The sequence below is a fragment of the Stenotrophomonas sp. ZAC14D2_NAIMI4_6 genome (genome assembly GCF_003086875.1).
Taxonomy (GTDB): Bacteria; Pseudomonadota; Gammaproteobacteria; order Xanthomonadales; family Xanthomonadaceae; genus Stenotrophomonas.
This window is the reverse complement of the sequence record NZ_CP025996.1, coordinates 3,513,895-3,532,152: the sequence shown is the minus strand read 5'-3', so window position 1 is coordinate 3,532,152 and position 18,258 is coordinate 3,513,895. Positions and strand designations below refer to the sequence as shown.

The window sequence follows — 18,258 nt, the reverse complement described above, 5'->3', positions numbered from 1 at the left end:
ACGCAGCAAGAAGCGGGGGTACCGTGGCCAGTGGCCGCGGTTGAGACAGTCCCTTGGAACCTGATCCGGTTCATACCGGCGTAGGGAAGCTTTGCAGTGCAACCGTGCCCGGAGTCCGCCCAAGGACCGTCCGGGCGCGGTGCGCAGTGCGCCGCCGCTTCGTCCCTGACCTTCCTGGACGATGCCCGATGAACGCACAGCCTTCCGATCTGCAGCAGCAGGCCCAGCAACTTTCCGCCTCCGTGACCCGGCCCATTGCCGGCTCTCGGAAGATCCACGTGGCCGGTTCACGCCCGGACCTGCGCGTGCCCATGCGCGAGATCGCCCTGACCCGCACGCCCACCTTGTTTGGTGGCGAAGAGAATCCACCGTTGACCGTGTACGACACGTCCGGTGCCTATACCGATCCGGACACGCGCATCGACCTGACCACCGGCCTGCCGGCGCTGCGCCGTGCCTGGATCGAAGAGCGGGGCGATACCGAGCAACTGGACGCGCTCAGTTCGCGCTTCGGTCGCGAACGCGAGCACGATCCAAAACTGGATGCGGTGCGCTTCCCAGCACGCAGCCTGCCGCGGCGCGCGCGGGCCGATGCCAACGTCACCCAGATGCACTACGCACGGCGCGGCATCATCACCCCGGAAATGGAGTTCGTGGCGATCCGCGAAAACCAGCGTCTGCAGGACATCCGTGATGCCACGCTGCTGCAGCAGCACGCCGGTGAATCCTTCGGTGCATCCATCCCGAAGATCATCACGCCCGAGTTCGTGCGCGATGAAATCGCCCGCGGTCGTGCCGTGCTGCCCAACAACATCAACCACCCCGAAAGCGAGCCGATGATCATCGGCCGCAATTTCCTGACCAAGATCAACGCCAACATCGGCAACAGCGCGGTGTCCTCCGGCATCGCCGAAGAAGTGGAAAAGCTGGTGTGGGCGATCCGCTGGGGTGGCGACACGGTGATGGATCTGTCCACCGGCAAGCACATCCACGAAACGCGCGAGTGGATCATCCGCAATTCGCCGGTGGCCATCGGTACGGTGCCGATCTACCAGGCGCTGGAAAAGGTGGACGGGCGCGCCGAAGCACTCACCTGGGAAATCTTCCGCGACACCCTCATCGAGCAGGCCGAACAGGGCGTGGATTACTTCACCATCCACGCCGGCGTGCTGCTGCGCTACGTGCCACTGACTGCCAAGCGGGTGACCGGCATCGTCAGCCGAGGCGGTTCGATCATGGCCAAGTGGTGCCTTGCCCACCACAGGGAGAATTTCCTCTACACGCACTTCGAGGAGATCTGCGAAATCATGAAGGCCTACGACGTGACCTTCTCGCTGGGCGATGGCCTGCGCCCGGGCTGTATTGCCGATGCCAACGATGCCGCGCAGTTCGGTGAACTGGAAACGCTGGGCGAGCTGACGAAGATCGCGTGGAAGCACGACGTGCAGACCATGATCGAAGGGCCCGGCCATGTGCCGATGCAGCTGATCAAGGAAAACATGGACAAGCAGCTGCGCGAATGTGGCGAGGCGCCGTTCTACACGCTGGGTCCGCTGACCACCGATATCGCGCCTGGCTACGACCACATCACCAGCGCCATCGGCGCGGCGATGATCGGGTGGTTCGGCACTGCCATGCTCTGCTACGTCACGCCCAAGGAACACCTGGGGCTGCCCAACCGGCAGGATGTGCGCGACGGCATCATGGCCTACCGCATCGCCGCCCACGCCGCCGATCTGGCCAAGGGCCACCCGGGTGCACAGGTGCGTGACAACGCCCTCAGCAAGGCGCGTTTCGAGTTCCGCTGGGAAGACCAGTTCCACCTGGGCCTGGATCCGGAAAAGGCCAAGGAATTCCACGACGAGACACTGCCCAAGGACGCACACAAGCTGGCCCACTTCTGTTCGATGTGTGGCCCGCACTTCTGCTCGATGAAGATCACCCAGGACGTGCGCGAATACGCCGAGAGCGGCATGCAGGAAAAGTCAGCGCAGTTCCGCGCCGCCGGTGCCCAGGTCTACCAGCAGGGCTGAAACGGTAGCGCCGGGCCCTGCCCGGCGAGCGCAGCGGTAAACACGAACCGCTGCGCTCACCCGGCACCGGCTATGCTCGCCGCATCACCCAGGGGATGCAGACCATGCCTGTTGCCGTGACCACCCGCTGGCTGGCCATTGCCCGCCGCCATCCTTCCGCCTGGTTGTTGGCGGCGCAGCTGCTGGCGGTGCTGCTGTACCCGGCGCTGGACGAAACCGCCGGCGGTCGCGCCGCGCTGGGGGTGTTCGGCATGGCAGTGCTGGGTCTGGCGTTGTGGGTGGTGCAGCGCAGCCCGCTGGGTACCTGGCTGGCGTTGGTGCTGGCCATTCCGTCGGTGGTGTTTTCCATTGCCGCTGCGCTGCTGGATCACCCCGGTCTGGGCAGCACCGCGCAGTTGCTTGAAAGCCTGCTGTACTTCTACACCGCCGGTGCGCTGACCGCGTACATGCTGCAGGACCACAAGGTGACCCGCGACGAACTGTTTGCCGTTGGTGCTACGTTCACATTACTCGCATGGGGATTCGCGTTCGCATTCGCGGTCTGCCAGCAGTGGTATCCGGGCAGTTTCCAGGGCACCGGCGGGGGGCTGCAGCGCACGTGGATGGAGCTGCTTTATCTGAGCTTCAGCTTGCTGTCCGGGGTCGGTCTGAGTGACGTGGTTCCCCTGCATCCACAGGCACGCGCATTGGTCATGCTGGAGCAGTTTTCCGGCGTGATGTACGTAGCTTTGGTGGTTTCGCGACTGGTCGGACTGACCATGCTGCGGCGTGCCTGAAAATGAACGCCAGATAAAAATTTCGCGCCCCGAAGGGCGCGAATGGTGCAGCTTATTATCTGAATGCGTCGGCGAGAGAGAGCCTGATGTCCACCACGCGATAGGCGAGGTAACCTGCATAGGCTAGTATTCGCGCGCTTCGTTTTTTTTGCGGTATGCGCCGATGGTTTGTGCGGAATCTGGCTTTTGGAGGTTGCAGGGACGGAAACACAACGCTGCCCAGTGGTATCTGCAACGTGTTTCAAACGTCTAGCAATCAATGAACAGCAACGAGAGCCAGTCGCAAGAGTGTGACCGCGTTCGCGTGGGCGAATGCGTAGTGACCGTGTCGTCGCGCGAAGTGGACGTGCCGGGTGCGCGTCGTCCGCGCCGGTTGACGCCCAAGGCGCTGGGCGTGCTGCGCGCACTGCTGCGCCAGCCCGGCCGCGTGGTCACCCGCGATGAACTGTTCGCCGAAGTGTGGCCCGATACGCTGCCTACCAACGATGTGCTGACCCAGGCGGTCACGCAGTTGCGCAAGGCCTTTGCCATCGGCGACGACAGCGGCCAGTCGTACATCGAAACCATTGCCAAGACCGGCTATCGATTGCTGGTGCCAGTGCAGTGGCTGCACGACAGCGAACCGCAGCCGGAGGCGCAGGACAGCGCGCCGGTGGAGACCGCCGTCGACGCGCCAGTGGAAGACCCGCAGGATGCGCGCCGGCGCCGCTGGCGCCTGTGGCGTCGTCGCCTGCTGCTGGCGGTGGGCGTGGCCATGCTGCTGGCGCTGCTGGTGCTGAGCGTGCTGCTGGCACAACGTCCTGCGCCGTCCTCGCCGCTGGATGCAGTGGTGGAAGACGGCACGCGGGTCATCGGCAGCCCCGAACGCCCGTATCGGCTGATCACCGCCACCGCCGGTTTCGAGACCTACCCGACCCTGTCGCCCGATGGCTCGCAGGTGGCCTACGAAGGCGCCAACGATGACAGCCAGAACGGTGGCGCCATCCGCGTGCAGACCTCGGGCAACGCGCCGGCACGTCAGTTGGTGCAACCGCCGGCCGGTGCCAGCGACCGTTTCCCCAGCTGGTCGCCGGACGGGCGCGAGATCGCTTTCGCGCGCTTCGCTGCTGACGGCAGTTGCCAGGTGCTGATTGCCAGCGCCACCGGCGGCGCGTTGCGCCAGGCCACGCGCTGCGATGGCACCGAGCTGCTCAGCTTCGACTGGACCCCCGATGGCCGTGGCCTGGTGTTCGGCAGCATGGTGGGCCGCTATGCGCATCGCGGCATCCGCGTGCTGGACCTGCCCAGTGGGCAGTGGCGCGCGCTGCAGTACGGTGCCGGCGAAGATGATTTCGATTACGCGCCTCGCTATTCGCCCGATGGGCGCTGGCTGGTGTTCGTGCGCAACCCGCAGCTGGGCGATCTGTGGCGCATGCCGGCCAACGGCGGCACCCCGGAACAGCTGACCAACGAGGCCGCCGAGCTGCGTGGCTGGGCCTGGCTGGGCGATGGACGGCACATCGTGTTCGGCCGCCGCGTGGACAGCGAGGCGCGCCTGTACTACCTGGACGTGGAACGGCGCACGCTGCGCGATGCCGGCCTGGACGATGCGCAGTGGCCGGCGGTTTCGCGGCGCGGCGACATGCTGGCCTTCGTCCATCGCCGCGCGCAGTTCGGCATGTTCCGCATGCCGGTGCAGGGCGGCAGCGCACAGCGCCTGTTCGCCTCCAGTGGGCGCGATGGCCAGCCGATGGTGGCCCCGGACGGGCGGCAACTGGTGTTCAGTTCAGACCGCTCGGGCAGCTTTGCGCTGTGGTGGGCAGACATGCAGCGCCCCGATTCGCTGCGCCCGATTGAAGGGTTGCGGCCGGAAGCGCGGCAGGCCCCCGACTGGTCCACCGACAGCCGCCAGCTGCTGGTGGTCGGGCGCGATGCGCACGGACAGGCCGTGGTCTACGAAATCGCCCCGCGCGACGAGCGCCTGCAGGTACTGCCGGTGCCGGTGCAGCAACCGCTGCAGGCGCTGTACGGGGCCACGCCGGAACAGGTGCTGGTACTGGAACGCGATGACCAGCAGCGGGTGCGGCTGAGCCTGTTCGATCGCACCACCCAGCCGTGGCGCCGCCTGGCCAGCCTGGACGGCGTATCGCAGGCGCGCCTGGACCGCAGCAGTGGCCGGGTGCTGTACACCCGCCTGGCCGCCAGCGGGCTGTGGTCGATCAATCCCGACCTGGACGCGGCCAGCGTGCAGCAGGTCAGCGACGGCTGGCCCAGCCGCTGGCGCTATCGCACCTGGGCGGTGGCCGGCAATGGCCGCATCGATTACCTGGGCAGCACGGCCGATTGTTCCACCACGCTCACCCGCATGCAGGGCGGGGCGACCGAACCGGAGCGTTGCCTGGACGCGCAGCGGCTGAGCGCAGGCAATGGGCTGAGTGCCAGTGCTGACGGAAGCGACCTGTATCTGGCCCTGGCGGTGTCCGACGGTGCCGACATTGGCGTGATGCACCTGCCGGCAGCAGCGCCCACGCTGTTTCCAGCGTTTTCCAAGCTGCTGATTTTCAACGACAAAGGGCCTTCGTAACTCTTTCGTGGCGAAGTCGTAGCGATTTCGTGGCGATCTCGGCGGTTCTTCCTGACCGGCATGCACCTGATTTGGCAAAACGGTGGCCTGTACTTGGCAAATCCGTGGTGCTCCCATGCGTCAACTCTCGCTGGCCGATCGTGGCCAAACCGTCTCGCTGGACAAGGCTGTCGATGACGTGGCCCCGACCTGCCTGGGTGTTGCCCGGCTGGGCAGCCTGCAGACCGCAGGCAGCAGCTTCACCGTATGGATGCAGGTGCGTGGCACCTCGTGGGTGGAGGCCAAGGAAGGGCGCTTCCGCCTGCGCCAGGGCGAGTGGATCGCCTTCGAAAAGGAATCCCGCCCGCTGGTGCAGGCCGGCCGCAATGGGCTGTGCGTTGGCCTGAACCTGAACATCGAAGCGCTGCGCGCGCTGGCCGAGATGGCCGACTGCGGCCTGTATGCCGGTCGTGGCCAGATGAGCCGCGGCGACGCCCGCGTGGCCCTGCGCCTGTGGCGCGACGCCCTGGCCAGCGGCCAGCCGGCGCAGTCGCTGCGTCCGCTGCTGCTGCACCTGGCGGGCCTGCAGCGTGGCCTGGCCGACAACGTGCAGCGTTGCCCGGGCCGCTCGCGCAGCCGCAAGCGCCAGGTGTTCGGCCGCATGCAGCGTGCCCGCCTGTACCTGGAAGGCAACAGCCACCGCGTGGTGCGCATTGGCGAACTGGCCGAGCTGACCAACTTCTCCAGCTGGTACCTGTCCAAGACGTTCCAGAGCCTGTATGAAGAAAGCCCGCAGTCGCTTTCGGCGCGCCTGCGCCTGGAGCGTGCCGCCGACCTGCTGCGCGACACCGACATGATGGTGGGCGAAGTCGCCGCCGCCAGTGGTTTCGACAACTGCTGCAGCTTCGCGCGGGCCTTCCGCGCCCGCTATGGCACGTCTGCTTCGCGGTTCCGTGAAGAGGGCGCGAAGCTCCCGCCAAAATCAGCAAAGTCTCTCGTTGGTTCGCGCAAATACAGCGCTGCAACGCAATCGTAACGTGCTGGGGTGTTTTAACACGCTACTAACACGTACCTTGGAGAGATTGATGAACGTTCGCAACCCCGCCCTGCGGCTGGGCCTGCTGCCGGCCGGCATCGCGATTGCGCTGACCCCGGCCTTCGCTTCCGCCCAGGAAGCAACTGCTGCCACCACCCTCGATCGTCTGGAAGTCACCGGCTCGCGCATCCGCTCGGTGGACGTGGAGACCTCGCAGCCGGTTCTGACCCTGAGCCACGAGGAAATCCAGCGTTCGGGTCTGGTCAGCGTTGGCGACCTGCTGCAGAACCTGTCGGTTGCCGGCACCCAGACCTTCAGCAAGGCGGCCGTGCTGGCCTCCAACCCGGAGCAGGGCGGCCAGTACGTCAGCCTCTACAACCTGGGTGAGCAGCGCACGCTGGTGCTGGTCAACGGCAAGCGCTGGAGCACCAGCCTGGCTGGCTTCACCGACATGTCCACCATCCCGACCTCGCTGATCGATCGCGTGGAAGTGCTGAAGGACGGCGCCTCGGCCATCTACGGTTCCGACGCCATCTCCGGCGTGGTCAACATCATCCTGCGCAAGAACTTCGACGGCGCGGAAGCCAGCGTCTACTACGGCCAGAACAGCCGTGGCGACGGTGCCAAGACCCAGTACAGCCTGACCCTGGGCTCGACCGGCGAGCGTTCCTCGATCGTGTTCGGCGCCAACTACACCAAGGAAGATCCGGTGTGGGCCAAGGACCGTGGCCTGACCCGCTACAGCTACGGCCAGAACCACAAGGAAGACGGCCTGAGCCCGGCCGGCCCGTGGGGCCGCTTCACCGATCCGCGTGCCGCTGGCACCGAAGGTGCAGGCTCGTACAACTCCAAGGGTGTCTGGCAGCCCAACACCTGGGTGGTCAACCACACCGGTTCGTGGGACACCCCGGTTGGCGTCGGCGCTGATTCCAGCGACTGGAACAACTACCACCTGATCGGTGAAGACGACTACTACAACGCCTCCCAGCAGATGATGCTGAACCAGGGTGGCGAGCAGAAGTCGATGTTCACCTCGGCCAGCTACGACATCAACGACAACCTGCGTCTGAAGTCGACCGCGATGTACTCCGAGCGCGATTCCAAGCGCCAGATCGCCGGCTACCCGCTCACCGGCACCTCGCAGCCGACCTTCCCGGTCGTGATCAGCAAGGACAGCCTGTACAACCCGACCGGCCAGGACATCTCCGGCTGGGGCCGTCGTATCTTCGAACTGCCGCGCATCACTGAAAACAACGTCAAGTCGCTGCACTTCGACGCGGCGTTGGAAGGCAACTTCGACTTCAACAACCGTCCGTTCGACTGGGATGTGGGCATCAACTACAACCAGTACGATGTGACCCAGATCAGCTCGGGCAACATCAACCTGCTGGCCCTGCAGAAGGCCCTGGGCCCGTCGTTCATCAACGCCGCCGGCGTCGCCCAGTGCGGCACCGCTGAGAACCCGATCGCGCTTGGCACCGGCACCGGCCAGTGCACCCCGTTCAACGTGCTGGGCGGCGCTTCGGGCGCTACCCCGGACGCGCTGGCGTACATCAACACGATCCTGAACTCGACCGGCCAGAGCAAGAGCAAGCAGTACTTCGCCAACATCACCGGTTCGCTGTTCGACATGCCGGGTGACGCAGGCGAGTTCGCCTTCGCTGCTGGCTACGAGCACCGCGAAGTGTCCGGCTTCGACAACCCGGACGCGCTGTCCTCGGCCGGTTACACCACCGACCTGGCCGCACAGGCCACCAGCGGCAAGTACAAGACCAACGAAGTCTACCTGGAGCTGATGGTCCCGCTGCTGCGTGACATGCCGGGTGCCAAGGAACTGTCGCTGGATATCGCCAGCCGTTATTCGGATTACGACAAGTTCGGCAACACCGTCAACAGCAAGTTCAGCGTCACCTGGAAGCCGATCGAAGACCTGCTGGTGCGTGCCACCTACGGTGAAGGCTTCCGTGCACCGACCCTGGACGACACCTTCGGTGGCGGTTCGCAGACCTTCGACACCTTCACCGACCCGTGTGATGCCGTGTTCGGCCAGACCGCCAACGCCGGCGTTGCCGCACGTTGCGCCGGCCAGGGCCTGGCTTCGGACTTCCGCCAGACCGACGCCGCTGGCCGTCCGGTCACCGCACGTGACGTGCAGGGCAACGCTCCGTTCAACTCGGGCGTGGGCAACGAAACGCTGCAGCCGGAAACCAGCAAGACCCGCACCGCGGGCCTGGTCTACAGCCCGAGCTTCGTTGATGGCCTGAATGTTTCGCTGGACTGGTACAAGATCACCGTCGACAACGTGATCACCGCTGTGTCGGCCAACTACGTGCTGAACCAGTGCTACCAGAACAACAACGAAGCGTTCTGCAACCAGTTCAGCCGTGACGCCACCACCGGTCAGGTCACCAGCCTGAGCCGCGGCAACGCCAACCTGGGCTCGCTGGAAACCGAAGGCTACAACTTCGGCGTGCGTTACCGCCTGCCGGAATACGCCTTCGGCACCCTGTCGTTCAACCTGGACACCAACTACCTGGTCAGCTTCCGCCAGCAGGCCACCAAGGGTGCCGAGTGGGATGACTACGCAGGCTACTGGAACTACCCGCGCGTCCGCGGCACCCTGACCACCACGTGGACCAAGGGTGACCTGTCGGCCAACTGGAGCATGCGCTACTACGGTGGCTTCCGTGACTTCTGCTACGACCAGGAAGCCGGTATCGAGTGCAACCAGCCGAACTACCAGACCGACAACGGTGGTTGGGCCGGTGGCCTGGGTGCCAACAAGAAGGGCGCGATCGTCTATCACGACATCTCGGCCACCTGGCAGGCTCCGTGGAACGGCAGCGTGACCGTCGGTGCCCGCAACGTGTTCGGCAAGACCCCGCCGATCACCTACGCGGTGACCAACGCCAGCGCCGTGCAGCTCGATCCGATGCTGGACTACGATCGTTACCTGTTCGTGCAGTACAACCAGCGCTTCTGATCCATCGAAGCCTGGAACACGCAGTACAAGGAGGGCGGACCGCAAGGTCCGCCCTCTTTCTTTGCGCGATCACCGGGTCTGCAGGCGGCATGAAAAAAGGGCAGGCCCTGCGGCCTGCCCTCGGTTTGCCTTGTTGTGCGGCGCTCAGGCCTCGCTGGGCACCAGCCCCATCAGGCCGTTGGCGTGTTCGCGCCACTGCGGCAGCTTGTTCAGCACGCCTGCACGCTGCAGGTAGTCCTCGTCCACCGGGTCGCCGTTCACCAGCGCCAGCGCCACGTGCACCGCGCCGGTCACCCAGAAGCTGCGGGTGGTCGAACGTTGCGGCTGCAGGTGGAAGGCCACGGCCTCGATGATCGGCATCGGCAGGCCCCACAGGCCCAGCAGGTAGGCGCCGGCCTCGGCATGGCCGGGCAGGGGATCGCCGCCCAGCGACGGGTCGGTACGCTCGTTGCGCACCCCCGGCAGCAGCAGGCCGATATCGGCCAGCAGTGCGGCGGTGGCACCCAGCTCGGCGCTGGATTCGGGCAGCAGGCGCGCGGCCAGGCGCGAGGCCATCAGCGCGCGCTGCTGCAGTGAATTGCGCTCGGCCGCAGACAGCGTGGGCGCGGAAAACACCTCGCTGGCCAGCACCAGGTCACGCAGCGTGGCCAGGCCCAACCGCGTTACCGCGGTGCGCAGGTCGGCAATGGTGCGGCCCTGGCTGAAGAACGCCGAGTTGGACAGCTGCAGCACCTTGGCGGCAATGGCCGGGTCGGCGGCCACCAGCTTGGCGACATCGGCGCTGTCGGTCTCGTCGTCGTGTTCCAGCGCCTGGGTCAGGCTCAGGTACAGGTGCGGCGGCGAAGGCAGCTTCTCGATGCGGCCGATGGCATCGCGCAGGCGCGGGCTGTCCAGCACTTCGCGCAGCTCTTCCAGGCTGGTCAGCGCTTCCAGCAGCACTTCCGGCGCCAGTGGCAGCGGCAGGAAGCGGTGGGCCACGCCGATCAGGCGCGCCGGCGGCGGCCGGTTGCCCTGCTGGGCATCGACCAGCGCGATACGGATGGTTTCCGGGCGCAGCGTACGGATCTGCCCCAGCAACGTGGTGGCATTGAGATCGGGCAGCTGCGGGCAGACGATCACCGCGTCCACGCCCTGCGCAGCCACCACGCTCATCGCGCTGTGGCCATCGGTGGCGGTCAACGGTTGCCAGTCTTCCCCAAGATCGGCAATGAATTCGGACAGCTCAGCCGGCAGGCTGGCTGCATCCCCTACAAGCAGAATACGCACGACACATTCCCCTGGCTGTCTCGACGATGGGCGTCGAAGACGTGTGAAGTGACGCAATTTACCTAATACGGCGCCAACAGTGATGGACCGCCGTCATGAAACGTGACCAGGATCGCTCCTGCGGGCTGCGCCGGAGCGATCCTGTTCAGGATCAGGCCTTGTTGTCCAAGTGGCGCTGGTGCGCCTCGATCAGGATCTGCTTGGCCTCGGCCGCGCCACCCCAACCGTCCAGCTTCACCCACTTGCCCTTTTCCAGATCCTTGTAGTGCTCGAAGAAGTGGCCGATGCGCTCCAGCCAGTGGCTGGACACCTGGGCGATGTCTTCCACATGGGCGTAGCCACTGAAGATCTTCGACACCGGCACCGCCAGGATCTTTTCGTCGCTGCCCGCTTCATCGCTCATCTTCAGCACGCCCACCGGACGGCAGCGCACCACCGAACCCGGCACCAGCGGCAGCGGCAGCACCACCAGCACGTCGGCCGGGTCGCCATCGCCGCACAGGGTGCTGGGCACGTAGCCGTAGTTGCACGGGTAGCGCATCGGGGTGGACAGGATGCGGTCGACGAAGATCGCGCCGGTTTCCTTGTCCACTTCGTACTTCACCGGCTCCGAGTCCTTCGGGATCTCGATGATGACGTTGATTTCTTCCGGCGGGTTCTTGCCGGGCGAGACGAGTTCCAGACCCATGGTGTGCTCCAGGTGGGGGTGTAGACGGTTAGCCCCCCATTTTATGCCTTTGCCGGGCGCTGTGCAGGGGGGGCGGTTCCCACCTGCCGCGGCGTGCATCGCCCACCGGCCGGCGCGGGTTTCCCCGATGGGCGGTCGTAACGGGCGGGCGCAGGCTGGAGCCTCGTTCACCTGGAGTGCTGACATGCGATGGATGATCGGGTGCTGCGGCGCCCTCCTGTTCTCTGCCTCGCTGCCCGGCCTGGCGCGCGGGCTGCATGTGGATCTGATCGACTACCCCCATCCCGAAGCCAACTGGGACCGTGCCTTCGATCTGGAAGCCGCGCTGGCCCGCGAGTTCTCTGCGCTGTGCGCCGATACCCTGTGCGAGGGCGACTACAGCAACTACCGGGTCATGCAGTTCCGCTGCGCGGTGCTGGCCGCGCGCGGCACCGTGCAACGCTGCGTCTGGGTGGTTGCCGCCAGCGAACTGTCAGTGCAGGCCGATACCGGCCTGGTGCAGGTGGACAACGGGCGCTGGGCCTGCACGGTGCCGCTGCAGCCGGGCGTGCCCGTGGAAGCGTTCCATGCCGCGCTGGCGGCGCCGGGTGGTTTGACCGCGCCGTTGCCCGGCGTTGGCCACGGCCTGTTCGAGGGCTTGGCTGCCTGCCTGCAGCGGCAGGGAAGGGTGGGCTGATGCGCATGCTGCTTGCCCTTGCGCTGTGCGCGGGAATGCTGCTGGCTGGCCCTGTCCAGGCCGCCGGGCCCTACGTTGATGCACGCCAGTACCCGACGTCTGCGGCCGGCCACGAGCGTTTCCTGGCCGCCGAACGCGCGCTCGAACGCGGTTTCGACGACGTCTGTGGCGATACCTTCTGCGAGGGGCAGTACTACAACCTCTGGGCCATGCGCCTGCGCTGCTCCGTGCATTCCGGCTCCGGCCTGCTGGCCGGCTGCATCTGGACCTTTGCCGGTAGCGATACCCGCGTGCGCGGCGACGGCCGCTTCGACGTGGACCAGGGCGCCTTTGCCTGCGCGTTGCCGATCGCAGCCGGTACGCGGCTGGAAGATGTGCTGCGCGCCTGGGAGGCGGCACCGGCCAGAGAGGCCATCCATGTGCCGGTGCCGGGCATGCCCGGCAGCGTGTACGAGGCACTGACCGACTGCCTGTGATTGATGTGCCCGGCAATGCAAACGTGATTTATTCGCATCAACGGAGTAGCATGCGCGCCGCCCCTGTCTGCCCCCACCGCGCATGCCCTCCAATGCCGCCACGCTTACCGAACTGCTGATCCGCGAACGGCCGGCGCTGCTGCGCCGCGTGCAGCGCATCCTGGGCAGCGAAAGCAGCGCCGAGGACGTGATCCAGGCCGTGTGGTTCAAGGCCCGCGGCGTGGACAGCCAGCAGACCATCAACAACCCGCGCGCCTATCTGTACCGGCTGGCCATCAACCTGGCCACCGATCACGGCCGCGAGGCCACCCGTCGCAACCGTCTGCTGGCCGATCACTACCTGTGGCAGGACGAGGACACCGTGTCCACCGAATCGCAGGTGATGGCGCAGGACGAACTGCAGCGCGTGCTGGAAGCGGCCGGCCATCTGCCCGAGCCCACGCGTACCATCTTCCGCCTCAACCGCCTGCAGGGCCTGACCCAGGCCGAAATCGCCCGGCGCCTGGCGGTGTCGGTCACCACCGTCGAGAACCACATACGCTCCGCGTTGCAGCGGCTGGCCTGGGCCCGCGAAGGCCGATGATGGATCGGCTTGGGGCCGGCCCGCCCGCAGACGTCTTCCCTGCAGTGGCGTGCCTGCCACCCTGCACCCTGCCACGCGCGTGAACGCGCCCACCCGCCAGCCCATGAGCCCGCACCTGCCGACATCTTCCGCCCACGATGCTGCCCTGGCCGAGCAGGCCCGCGACTGGATTGCCTGGTTGGCGGCCGGCGAGCTGTGTGATGCGCGCATGCAGGCCTTCGAGCACTGGCTGCAGCAGCCGGGCCATCGCCGTGCGTTCGAGCACGAGCGTCGGCTGTGGCGCAGCCTGGGGCCGCCCCCGGTGTGCGCGCCGGTCGCGCTGCCGCGTCGGCGCCCGCGGCGTCTGCGCTGGGCGATGGCCGCCGCCGCCGCGGTGGCGCTGCTGGTGGTGTGGCCCGATGCCTGGCTGCGCCTGCAGGCCGACCACCGCAGCCAGCAGTTCGTGCAGGACGTGCGCCTGCCCGACGGCAGTCGCGCCGTACTCGATGCCGACAGCGCCATTGCCGTGCGCTTCGACGCGACGGCACGGCAGATCGAACTATTGCGTGGCCGTGCGTGGTTCGAGGTGGCGGCCGATGCCCAACGACGCTTCAGTGTGTCGGCCGGCAATGGCGTGGTGGAGGACATCTCCACGGCATTCACCGTGGAACGGCAGGGCGATGGTGCGCAGACCGAAGTGGGGCAGGGGCAGGTGCGCGTGGCCAGCCCCGCCGATGGTGGCTGGACCTACCTGCGCGCCGGGCAGCGCGCGTCCTATGGCGGGCACAGCGGCGTGCAGCGCCTGGCAGACGCCGATACCGACAGCATTGGCAGTTGGCGCCGCGGCGAACTGCTGCTGCAACAGACCCCGGTGGCCGAGGCGATTGACCGCCTGGGCCGCTACCGCAGCGGCCCGACCTTCGTACGCGGCGATCTGTCATCGCTGCCGCCGATCAGCGCGGCCCTGCGCATCGACCGCCCCGAGCAGGCATTGGACACGCTGGCGGCCACCGCCGGCCTGCGGGTGACCCGCTGGCCGCTGGGCGTGGCCATCGTCCATCCGTAGATCCACGCCATGCGTGGATGAACCTGCCGACAACCCCGCAGCCACGCACGGCGTGGATGAATTCACCTTGGGGTTCCGCTCACCCCATCCGTCTTACTCCACGAACGTACCCGCCGCCGCCACGTACGTCGTTGTGTCCGCGCGCTGTGCGGATGACGCCGCGTCCGCGGTAACGCTCTCCTGACAGGTTTCCCATGTACGACTTCTCAAGCCGTGGCCGTCGGCCGCGTCCGTCCCGCCTGTGCATCGCGCTGCTGGCTGCCGGCCTGGCCGCCACCGCGCCTGCCGTCTTTGCCCAGTCCGCACCGCGCGGCGCCGACTCCGCCGTGCAGCGCTTCGACATTCCTGCCCAGTCGCTGGATGAAGCACTGCGCAGCTACATGCGCCAGTCCGGCGTGCAGGTGGCCTATGCCGCAGCGCTCACCGCCGGGCGCACTTCGCAGGCGGTCAGTGGCAACCTGCCGGCCAGCCAGGCGCTGTCGCAGCTGCTGCAGGGCACCGGTCTGCTGGCGCGCCCGGTGAGCCCCGATGCGGTCATCCTGGAAGCTGGCGCGCCGCTGCAGGCCGGCGATGATGTGATCCTGACCGACACGCTCAGCGTGGCCGGCGACCCGGTGCAGGGCGGTGCGGTCAGTGATGAAGCACGCCTGCTCGACAGCTACCGCACGGTGGGCTCGACCAGCACGATCAACCGCACCACGCTGGAACGCTTCCGCGGCACCTCCACCGGTGACATCGTAAAGGGCGTGGCCGGCGTAACCGCCGGTGATCCGCGCGTCGGCAACGGCTTCGACGTCAACATCCGCGGCATCCAGGGCCAGAGCCGGGTACCGGTCATCATCGACGGCGGCCAGTCCAGCATGGATACCTATCGCGGCTATGCCGGCCAGTCGCAGCGCACCTACCTCGACCCCGACCTGATCTCGCGGCTGACCATCACCAAGGGCCCCAGCCTGCAGGCCAATGCCTCCGGCGGCATCGGCGGCGTGGTGGAAATGGAAACGCTGAACGTGGACGACGTGCTGCGCGAAGGCCGCGACGTGGGCGTGCGCGTGCGCGGCGGCCTGGCCAACGGCAGCGCCAACAACCTGCCGGCCTACGATGCCGCCCCGCGCAGCGACCGCAGCGCCACCGGCAGCCAGTTCTTCAACGTGGCCGCGGCCGGCCACTGGGATCGCTTCGATCTGGTGGCCGCGTACGCCTACCGCGACAATGGCAATTACTTCTCCGGCAAGCACGGCTACGACGATTTCCCGCAGACCCGGCGCACGCTGGCGCCGCTGAACCCGCCGCGCACCGAAGTCTTCAACACCTCCTCGCGCTCGGAATCGGCGCTGCTGAAGGGCACCTGGCGCATTGATGATGCGCAGACCCTGGAACTGGGCTACCGCCGCTACGAGGGCACCGCCGGCGAGATCATGGCCTCGCAGATCATCCGCGTGGACCGCGACCGCGTACCGCAGTGGGACCCGGGCCACGTGGACATGGACAGCTACAGCGCGCGCTACCGTTTCAACCCGGACAGCGACAAGGTCGATCTGCGCGTGAACGCCTGGTACACCGACGCCGACAGCGTGATGTACAACAGCCTGACCGGCATCACCCCGTGGTACTTCGACCGCCACACCGAGTGGTACGACGCGCCCAGCTTCAGCGGCAACCCCGGCTACAAGGATGCCTACCGCAACCCGCTGCGGCAGAAGCGCTTCGGCCTGGACGCCAGCAACACCTCGCTCTTCGAAACCGGCGCGGGCCGTTTCACCCTGGACTACGGCCTGTCCTACAGCGATGAAGACATCGCGCCGGGCAGCTCCGGCCCGATCATGCAGGACGACTTGGTCAACAACCGTTTCCTGCGCAATGCCTGGCGCAAGGAATACAGCGCCGTGGCCGCGCTGAAGTGGGAGCCCAACGAACACTGGGAACTGATGGCCGGCGGCCGCTGGAACCGCGTGGACGTGCACGACCGCAATCGCCTGGCCACCGTCGATGCCTATGAAGTGCAGGGCCAGTACCGCTACACCGAGCTGCTGAACGGCAACCCGGCGCTGCCGTCGTGGCGCGCGCAGCGCATCGCGCTGCTGAACTGGTACCCGGACGCCAACGGCAACTTCACCCAGGCCTCGCTGCTGGCTTCGCCCTACAAGAAGGGCACGGTGGCCGATCTGGGCGGCTGGAACTTCTACGATGCCGACGCCCCGGAGGACTACGAAGTGCCGGTCAGCTGGACCTGGTCGCAGCCGATCCGCCGCCGTGACAGCGCGTTCTCGCCCACCGCCAGCGTGGCGTTCCGCTTCAGCGAAGACGCCATGATCTACCTGAAGTACGCCGAAGGCACCAAGCTGCCCAGCCTGTTCGAAACCACGCTGGGGCTGTTCACCGCCGCACGTCCGGTGGCGGAGCTGAAGCCGGAAACCGCACACAGCTGGGAGCTGGGCGCCAGCACCATCCACCACGACCTGTTCACCGCCGGCGATCGCCTGGCGCTGAAGCTGGCTTACTTCGATACCCGCATCGACGACCTGATCACCCGCGACTACCGCACCCTGTCGGCCGGGCTGATCCGCAACATCGACCGCTTCAAGGTGTCGGGCCTGGAGTTCCAGTCCAGCTATGACAGCGGCACGCTGTTTGCCGATCTGTCGGCGCATTACTACTTCAAGGCCAAGACCTGCGCGCCGGACATTGCCGCCGAACGCCGCGCCTATGGCGTGCAGCGGAAGAACGCCGAACTGGCGGCCACTCCCGATTGCGTCGACGGCGGTTTCGAAGGGTCCTACACCAATACGCAGAACCCGCCGCGCTACATGGTCAACCTGACCCTGGGCTCGCGCCTGTTCGACGAGCGCCTGACGTTCGGCACCCGCGTGGTGCACAACGCCGGCCCGATCAGCAAGCTGGACAAGGAATGGAACGTGGGCCTGTCGGCCATCCAGCAGCTGTACCGTCCCACCACCCTGGTGGACGTGTTCGCCAGCTGGGCGTTCAACGACCAGCTGTCGGTGGAAGCGAACGTGGACAACCTGACCGATCGCTACTACCTGGACCCGCTTGCCCTGGGCGTGATGCCGGCCCCGGGCCGCACCGCACGCCTGGCGGTGACCTGGCGGTATTGACCGGCCGGGCAACATCGGGGTCGGATCCCTTTCCTGCGGAAAGGGCTCTGACCCCGGCCTGCGCGCTTACAGACCGCGCGCAGCCTTCACCGCATCTTCGTGCAGCGCCTCGTTCAGCTCGTCAACCACGGTGGTCCAGGCCGCGTCCGCTTCCAGCGATTCGGCCAGGAACTGGCGCTGCGCATCATTCCAGTACGGCGCGTCCACCACTTCCACTTCGGTGGCCAGCTGGTGGCTGCCGATGAACTGGGCGATGCCTTCGGCGCTGGCATCCAGGCCCAGCTGCAGGAACAGATTGGTCATGCGCGGTTCGGTGGTGATCATGGTCGTTACCTGGCGGGTTGGGAACCTGCATTATCGACGCTTGCGCGCTTGGGGAAATCCCCCGTTCAGACGTCTACTGCACGACGCTTCCCCGGGTTCCCTGCATGACCGCCTCCGTGACCTCCGAAACCAGCCGCAGCGTGCGGCTCAAGACCGCCACCCGTGACAGCCACGGTGCGCTGGACAAGCGCATCATGGCCGGCGATATCTTCGCCAATCGCAGCAACTTCGCCCGTTTCCTGCGCGTGCAGTACCGCTTCCACCGCAGCATCGACGCGCTGTATGCCAACCCCGCGCTGGATGCGCTGCTGCCGGACCTGCACGAGCGCCGCCGCCTGCAGCAGGTGCGCCGCGACCTGCAGGATCTGGAACAGACGCTGCCCGGTGCCGATATCGCCGCGCTGGGCGATGACCTTTCCCTGCCGGCCGCGCTGGGCTGGCTGTACGTGGCCGAGGGGTCCAACCTGGGCGGTACGGTGCTGTACAAGATGGCCGCTGCGCTGGGGCTGGACCGCGACTTCGGCGCGCGCCACCTGGCCGCACACCCCGACGGCGCGGCGCGCCACTGGCGCGAATTCACTGCTGCGTTGGATGCGGTGGTGTTGACCGCCGAGCAGGAGCAGCAGGTGATCGACGCCGCCGACACGGCGTTCCGCAGCGTGCATGGCCACGTCGAACGGGAGTTCTGCTGATGCCTGGGCGGCCGCTGCAGGC

General features: G+C 66.8%; 14 protein-coding genes and 1 riboswitch. Of the genes, 11 read left to right on the top strand and 3 right to left on the bottom strand.

The features are described from left to right. The first annotated feature begins 4 nt into the window (after positions 1-4). A riboswitch (TPP riboswitch) is annotated at positions 5-105 on the top strand. 83 nt (positions 106-188) lie between these two features. From thiC to C1933_RS16170, 5 genes are all read left to right on the top strand, one after another. Beyond that, positions 189-2,033, top strand: a complete 1,845-nt coding sequence (thiC, locus tag C1933_RS16190; protein ID WP_108754074.1) for a phosphomethylpyrimidine synthase ThiC — start codon at positions 189-191, stop codon at positions 2,031-2,033. Positions 2,034-2,137: 104 nt separating this feature from the next. Beyond that, positions 2,138-2,809, top strand: a complete 672-nt coding sequence (locus C1933_RS16185) for an ion channel (protein WP_108751624.1) — start codon at positions 2,138-2,140, stop codon at positions 2,807-2,809. A 259-nt stretch (positions 2,810-3,068) separates the two neighbouring features. After that, positions 3,069-5,372 carry a winged helix-turn-helix domain-containing protein gene (locus tag C1933_RS16180; protein WP_108754073.1) on the top strand — a complete coding sequence of 768 codons (2,304 nt, stop codon included), beginning with the start codon at positions 3,069-3,071 and terminating at the stop codon, positions 5,370-5,372. 115 nt (positions 5,373-5,487) lie between these two features. Beyond that, positions 5,488-6,387: a helix-turn-helix transcriptional regulator gene (locus C1933_RS16175; RefSeq protein WP_108754072.1), complete on the top strand. Its 900-nt coding sequence runs from the start codon at positions 5,488-5,490 to the stop codon at positions 6,385-6,387. Between the two features lie 49 nt (positions 6,388-6,436). Beyond that, the gene (locus tag C1933_RS16170) at positions 6,437-9,370 is read left to right on the top strand and encodes a TonB-dependent receptor (protein WP_108754071.1); all 2,934 of its coding nucleotides are present in this window, start codon (positions 6,437-6,439) and stop codon (positions 9,368-9,370) included. A 144-nt stretch (positions 9,371-9,514) separates the two neighbouring features. Here the strand turns inward: C1933_RS16170 and C1933_RS16165 are convergent, their stop codons facing one another. Then, positions 9,515-10,636, bottom strand: a complete 1,122-nt coding sequence (locus tag C1933_RS16165; protein WP_108754070.1) for an HDOD domain-containing protein — start codon at positions 10,634-10,636, stop codon at positions 9,515-9,517. A 151-nt stretch (positions 10,637-10,787) separates the two neighbouring features. Beyond that, positions 10,788-11,324, bottom strand: coding sequence for an inorganic diphosphatase (gene ppa / locus C1933_RS16160; RefSeq protein ID WP_108754069.1), 537 nt, complete (start codon positions 11,322-11,324; stop codon positions 10,788-10,790). Positions 11,325-11,508: 184 nt separating this feature from the next. Here ppa and C1933_RS16155 point away from each other — a divergent pair, with 184 nt between their 5' ends. The 5 genes from C1933_RS16155 (at position 11,509) to C1933_RS16135 (ending at position 17,220) form a co-directional block, all read left to right on the top strand. Beyond that, positions 11,509-12,000: a hypothetical protein gene (locus C1933_RS16155; protein WP_108754068.1), complete on the top strand. Its 492-nt coding sequence runs from the start codon at positions 11,509-11,511 to the stop codon at positions 11,998-12,000. Between the two features lie 5 nt (positions 12,001-12,005). Further along, positions 12,006-12,476, top strand: a complete 471-nt coding sequence (locus C1933_RS16150; protein ID WP_234414551.1) for a hypothetical protein — start codon at positions 12,006-12,008, stop codon at positions 12,474-12,476. An 82-nt stretch (positions 12,477-12,558) separates the two neighbouring features. Next, positions 12,559-13,059 carry an RNA polymerase sigma factor gene (locus tag C1933_RS16145; protein ID WP_108754066.1) on the top strand — a complete coding sequence of 167 codons (501 nt, stop codon included), beginning with the start codon at positions 12,559-12,561 and terminating at the stop codon, positions 13,057-13,059. A 103-nt stretch (positions 13,060-13,162) separates the two neighbouring features. Further along, the gene (locus C1933_RS16140) at positions 13,163-14,104 is read left to right on the top strand and encodes a FecR domain-containing protein (RefSeq protein ID WP_108754873.1); all 942 of its coding nucleotides are present in this window, start codon (positions 13,163-13,165) and stop codon (positions 14,102-14,104) included. 194 nt (positions 14,105-14,298) lie between these two features. Beyond that, a complete protein-coding gene (locus tag C1933_RS16135; protein WP_108754065.1) occupies positions 14,299-17,220 on the top strand; it encodes a TonB-dependent receptor in 2,922 nt (973 codons plus the stop codon). A gap of 66 nt (positions 17,221-17,286) precedes the next feature. Here the strand turns inward: C1933_RS16135 and C1933_RS16130 are convergent, their stop codons facing one another. Further along, entirely contained in the window at positions 17,287-17,544 is a 258-nt protein-coding gene (locus C1933_RS16130; RefSeq protein WP_108754064.1) for a DUF2789 domain-containing protein, read from the bottom strand. A 104-nt stretch (positions 17,545-17,648) separates the two neighbouring features. On the opposite strand from C1933_RS16130, the gene C1933_RS16125 reads away from it, so the two are divergent. Continuing rightward, positions 17,649-18,236 (top strand): biliverdin-producing heme oxygenase, encoded by a 588-nt coding sequence (locus C1933_RS16125; RefSeq protein WP_108754063.1) that lies wholly within the window; start codon positions 17,649-17,651, stop codon positions 18,234-18,236. The last annotated feature ends 22 nt before the right edge of the window (positions 18,237-18,258 follow it).

What these genes read in the sequence shown, in the direction of transcription:
- C1933_RS16140 (WP_108754873.1), top strand. Translation starts at nt 13,163, where the DNA reads ATGAGCCCGCACCTGCCGACATCTTCCGCCCACGATGCTGCCCTGGCC.
- C1933_RS16180 (WP_108754073.1), top strand. Translation starts at nt 3,069, where the DNA reads ATGAACAGCAACGAGAGCCAGTCGCAAGAGTGTGACCGCGTTCGCGTG.
- C1933_RS16130 (WP_108754064.1), bottom strand. Translation starts at nt 17,544, where the DNA reads ATGATCACCACCGAACCGCGCATGACCAATCTGTTCCTGCAGCTGGGC.
- C1933_RS16175 (WP_108754072.1), top strand. Translation starts at nt 5,488, where the DNA reads ATGCGTCAACTCTCGCTGGCCGATCGTGGCCAAACCGTCTCGCTGGAC.
- C1933_RS16135 (WP_108754065.1), top strand. Translation starts at nt 14,299, where the DNA reads ATGTACGACTTCTCAAGCCGTGGCCGTCGGCCGCGTCCGTCCCGCCTG.
- C1933_RS16145 (WP_108754066.1), top strand. Translation starts at nt 12,559, where the DNA reads ATGCCCTCCAATGCCGCCACGCTTACCGAACTGCTGATCCGCGAACGG.
- C1933_RS16125 (WP_108754063.1), top strand. Translation starts at nt 17,649, where the DNA reads ATGACCGCCTCCGTGACCTCCGAAACCAGCCGCAGCGTGCGGCTCAAG.
- C1933_RS16155 (WP_108754068.1), top strand. Translation starts at nt 11,509, where the DNA reads ATGCGATGGATGATCGGGTGCTGCGGCGCCCTCCTGTTCTCTGCCTCG.
- C1933_RS16170 (WP_108754071.1), top strand. Translation starts at nt 6,437, where the DNA reads ATGAACGTTCGCAACCCCGCCCTGCGGCTGGGCCTGCTGCCGGCCGGC.
- thiC (WP_108754074.1), top strand. Translation starts at nt 189, where the DNA reads ATGAACGCACAGCCTTCCGATCTGCAGCAGCAGGCCCAGCAACTTTCC.
- C1933_RS16185 (WP_108751624.1), top strand. Translation starts at nt 2,138, where the DNA reads ATGCCTGTTGCCGTGACCACCCGCTGGCTGGCCATTGCCCGCCGCCAT.
- ppa (WP_108754069.1), bottom strand. Translation starts at nt 11,324, where the DNA reads ATGGGTCTGGAACTCGTCTCGCCCGGCAAGAACCCGCCGGAAGAAATC.
- C1933_RS16150 (WP_234414551.1), top strand. Translation starts at nt 12,006, where the DNA reads ATGCTGCTTGCCCTTGCGCTGTGCGCGGGAATGCTGCTGGCTGGCCCT.